Source organism: Paenibacillus agaridevorans, assembly GCF_003112455.1.
Lineage (GTDB): Bacteria > Bacillota > Bacilli > Paenibacillales > Paenibacillaceae > Pristimantibacillus > Pristimantibacillus agaridevorans.
Window position 1 is genome coordinate 17362 of the sequence record NZ_BDQX01000327.1, and the last position, 4480, is coordinate 21841.

4 protein-coding genes are annotated in these 4480 nt (G+C 61.7%); all 4 read right to left on the reverse strand.

Annotated elements, in window-relative coordinates; translation table 11 throughout:
* On the reverse strand, positions 1-317 hold a 317-nt coding region (locus tag PAT3040_RS39040; RefSeq protein ID WP_258235159.1), incomplete at its 3' end, for a DUF5682 family protein.
* Positions 314-1405: an AAA family ATPase gene (locus tag PAT3040_RS26140; RefSeq protein ID WP_087571583.1), complete on the reverse strand. Its 1092-nt coding sequence runs from the start codon at positions 1403-1405 to the stop codon at positions 314-316. The genes PAT3040_RS26140 and PAT3040_RS39040, both read right to left, overlap by 4 nt.
* The gene (locus tag PAT3040_RS26145) at positions 1405-3201 is read right to left on the reverse strand and encodes a HEAT repeat domain-containing protein (RefSeq protein ID WP_108994993.1); all 1797 of its coding nucleotides are present in this window, start codon (positions 3199-3201) and stop codon (positions 1405-1407) included. The genes PAT3040_RS26140 and PAT3040_RS26145 overlap by 1 nt, the downstream gene beginning before the upstream one ends.
* A 14-nt stretch (positions 3202-3215) precedes the next feature.
* Positions 3216-4480 (reverse strand): SWIM zinc finger family protein (locus PAT3040_RS26150; protein WP_108994994.1); only part of this gene is annotated, 1265 nt, incomplete at its 5' end.

The window sequence follows — 4480 nt, forward strand, 5'->3', positions numbered from 1 at the left end:
GACGGCAGATCGATGAAGGAGGCATGCGCCCCGTGCTCCGACGCCCAGCGCAGCGCCTCGTATTCCGGCGAGTAGGAAGCCAGCGGCCACATGACCGTCCGAACGGGCAGCTCCTCCGTATAGGCGAGGATCGCGATCGGCGGTTTCGTCGCCTTGTGCACGATGTGGCGCAGCTCGTCGGCGGCGTCGGACGGCCCTTCGATCAGGACGGCCGTCGGCCGTATCTCGTCCAGAAACCGCCGCAAATGCCAGGCTCCGGCCGGAGAGAGATGCCGCACGCCGAATAGCCGCACGCCGGCCGCCGAAGCTCCGCTCATGAATTAAGCTCCTTGCACGCCGTATACAGTCCCCGCCACTCTTCGCCGCGCTTCTTCATGACGTTGTCGAGATATTCCTTCCATACGAGTCTGTCCTTGTCGTCGTCTTTCACGACCGCGCCTTGGAGTCCGGCCGCCAAATCCGCGTCGCGCAGCTCCCCGTCGCCGAAGCTGGCCGCCAGCGCCATGCTGCCCGTGAGCAGCGAGATGGCTTCCGCGGTCGAGATCGCGCCGCCGGGCGACTTGATCTTCTCCTTCCGGTCCAGCGACATGCCGCTGCGCAGCTCCCGAAAGATCGTGACGACCTTGATAAGCGCCTCGTCCGCCGGCGCTGCCGCTCCGAGCTCGTATTGCGCGGCGATCTCGCCGACCCGCTTTCGCACGATCTCCACCTCCGTCTCCAGATCCGGCGGAGCAGGCAGCACGATAATATTGAAGCGGCGCTTCAGGGCGGCGGACATTTCGTTAACGCCGCGATCCCTCGTATTCGCGGTCGCGATAATCGAGAAACCTTTGCGCGCGTTCATCTCCTTGCCCAGCTCCGCGACGGAGATCGTCTTCTCCGACAGGATGGAGATGAGCGCATCCTGCACCTCCGACGCGCAGCGCGATATTTCCTCGAAGCGCGCAATGCCGCCCGCCTCCATCGCTCTCATGATGGGGCTCTGTACCAGCGCCTCCGGCGTCGGCCCGTTTGCGAGCAGCATCGCGTAGTTCCAGGAGTAGCGCACCTGCTCCTCCGTCGTGCCGGCCGTTCCCTGCACGACGAGGCCGGAGTTGCCGTAGATGGCGGCCGTCAGATTTTCCGACAGCCAGGACTTGGCCGTTCCGGGCTCGCCGATCAGCAGCAGCGCGCGGTCGGTGACGAGCGTCGCGATCGCCATCTCCACGAGCCGCTTGTTGCCGATATACTTCGGCGTAATGATTCGTCCGCCGGCCTCGCCGCCCGTAATGAACGTAAGCACGGACCGGGGAGACAGCTGCCAGCCGGCCGGCACCTTGCCGGTATCCGCCGCCTTCAAGGCGTCCAGCTCCTCCTTAAACAATCGTTCCGCCGGAAGTCGTAGCACATCCTGCAATGCTTCCATTATGATTGCACCTCGCTTATCGAATCGATAATATAGTCAAGCTGTTTAGCCGCGTCATAACGATAGCGGTTCTTCAACGCAGCAAGCCGATCCCGGTAAGAGGGCGGGAGCAGAGTCAACTGACGGAACATCTCGTAATCGAACCTGTAAAGTCCGCGTTGATTGCCCTCCAAGGCCGCGACGATGGCTTCGCGCCGTTCTTCTTCGCCTACGCCCGCCCGATTCAGCCCCTCCCATAACACAAGGAAACTCTCTTCGCTCTCCGCCATCATTCCGGCGAATTTGTTTTTCAGATAGATCGTAGCCGTTTGATGTCCCGGCTCGGACAGCACCGCGGCCACCAGCGCGGCATCGCGCGAAATGGCCCACTCCAGCCAACGCCGGTCGAAGCGGTCCGCCAGCTCTTTTGGAGAAGGAATGCGCACTTCCCTGCCGTACTCCTCGCCAGAGCCCCATACTCTTGGATACATGCGGGAGGTCGAGCTGTACAACACGCGCTCCAGTTCTTGGACCAGCGTATCCTTGAACGCGCCTTTGGTATACGCCGAATAGTGCTCATACACCTCAGCGGGCTTGCGCATGCGAAGCGACAGCCGGAAGGCGTACGACAAGTAGCTGGCATGGCTGCGCTCCAGCTTCAGCAGCAGCGCAAGCGTTCGATCGCCGCCCTGATTGCTTGCATACCGGGAGGCATCATGCAGCATTCGCGTCCAGCCCAGACCATGGTAGAACGCTCCTTCCTCCAGCACCTCTTCGTAAAACGCGTTCAGCTCCGGAACGGTCTTGCCTCTAAACGCGTCCAGATAAGCCTCTAATCGGGTCCATATGCTCGGCAGCTTCACCTTCGCTTCGGCATGCTTCCGGGCTTCTTCCAGCTCCTTGCGCGCGTCGCTTACGAGCTGCGCCGTCAGCGGGCTGTGCTCCCGCCGCGACAGCACATCGGCCGCCAGATCGCGATCCTTGCCCGAGAACGCTTGGTACAGCCGCTCTTGGGCGCGTTCGGTCCCGCTCTCCGCAAGCGCGGCGTAAGCCGCGGCCCGAATCGTCTTCTTGCCGTCGGCCGACCATTCCAACAGATCACCTACGTAAGCGTCGCAGCCCGCCAAATAGCCTATCGCCGAGATACGCACCGGCTCCGAGCCTTCGGCGGCCGCTTGGCGGATGAAGTCGCGCTCCTCCTCGCCGCCGATTTTTCCAATGACCTCCACCGCCCGCGCGTCGGAACGTCCGCCCGCGATATTCAACCAACCTTTTAGCAAAGGGATGATCTGCGGACCGTAGTCGGGCAGCACATGGTCCTTTATGTAATCGGCAAGCTCGGCGTAAGGATCGTTAAGAGCCCCCATAGCTGGAATCAATAAGCGCAAGTCTTGGAATAATCCGTCCTTGTACGCCTGCGTAATGATCTCATAGCGTCCGCCGCCCGTGCTTTCAAGCGCGTCCTGCACCTCGGTGAGCCTGCGGGAGGAGAAGGCCGTGGGCAGATCCATCGGCAGCGCGTCCAGCTCCCGCGTCTCGGAGGAGGGAGCCGTCTCCCCTTGCGTATGCAGCACGGAACTCAGCAGCAGCGTAAGCTCCTGCAATTGGACGGCCGTTGGCCTTTCAATGCCCGGCGCGGTCTCGATAAGCGTCCCCACGCCTTCGCCCAGCCGCTTGAACACCGGCGCCCGCTCGCCAAGCTGAAGCAACTGCGGCACGAGCCGTTTTAGCCGAAAATCGCCGACAGCGAGATCGCTGCCCGCTATATAGAGTCTCGTGAGCTCTCCGTAGAGCTCACGCAATAAGGTTGTGCTCATTGTAGGCGTGCCTCCTAATACCAGAGTCGAATGATTCCGGCGTCATGAATAATGGATAAAGGCTGGGCGATAAGCCGCCCGGATTCCGGCAGATGGGCGAACAGCAGCAACACGGCCGCCCCCTCCATCTTTTCCTTCGGCAATAAACGCAGCAGCTCCGTTGTCCCCCGGCCGTATTTGGGCACATCGCCCAACTGCAGCATGCCGCCCGAACGATCGAAGATGACGATTTCGCCATTTTCCGTCTCCCGCAAGCTCTCCACTGCTGCCAGAAGGACCGGCTGCTTGTTGCCAAGCGGGTTCTTCAGCTCGTTCTTGACGCGTTTTACCGCATCGGACAACAGGGGCTCCGCCGTTTCGCGAGCCTTCGCGAGATGACTCTCCAAGGCCGGAGCCGACGTAACACCGTCGAAGCGGACACGCCGATTGACGGTGCCGGGATACACGTAAAGTTGCCCGACCGTCGCGACTTCGAAGAAGCTGTCCTCTTCCTTCATATGTTTAGCCGCTTTGTACGGCCTGTAGTTCATCGTCCGGTGGATCGCTCCGCCCTCTAGCTCCAGCCAGTATCCAGCGTCCACGAACTCCTGCCGCGCTGCATCGTCGTAGCTGATGAACGAGAGCTGGATGAGCTCGGTCCCCGTCTGAACAAGACCATGCTCCTGCAGCTCCGCGAGCTGCCAGGCATGACCCAGCCACTCCTCGATGGCGGACTCCGTGTCCGGCTTCAAGTCGGGGTCGGCTTGCTTTGCCGCGAGATAAGGCCGTCCCTTGCGAATGAGCGCATGGATCAGCGCAAGCTGCTCCACGGCTTCGCCGAACGACGCTTCCCGGCCTTCGGCTTCCTCCAGCAGCAGGGCGAGCTTGCGCAGCTCCGTCTGCGCCCCCGGCAAATAGTGGTTGCCGAGCGCGGTGACCTGCTCGCGAATATGTTTGATTCCCTTCTTATCTACGGTGGCAAGTCCGCTTCGAATCAAAGCGTTAACCAACTTCTCGAGCAGGTCCAGCCCTTCGAGCTGAGCCGCGATCTTCTTCGCCAGCGCCGACTTGTTCACCTTCCTCGGCTTGGCTGCTTCGCCGCTTGCTCCCTCCGCTTCGGCCTTGGCCTTCTGGACTTGGCGCTGCTCCGCCTTCTCTCGCTTGGCCTCCAGCTCCGCCGGCACTTCCGCTTCGGCGAACTCCCGCCCGCCGGTATAGGCGTACAACAGCCCTAATCCATGCTTGCACGGAAATTGCCTGCTAGGGCAATTGCAGCGGAATACCGGCTTTTTTGGGGCGG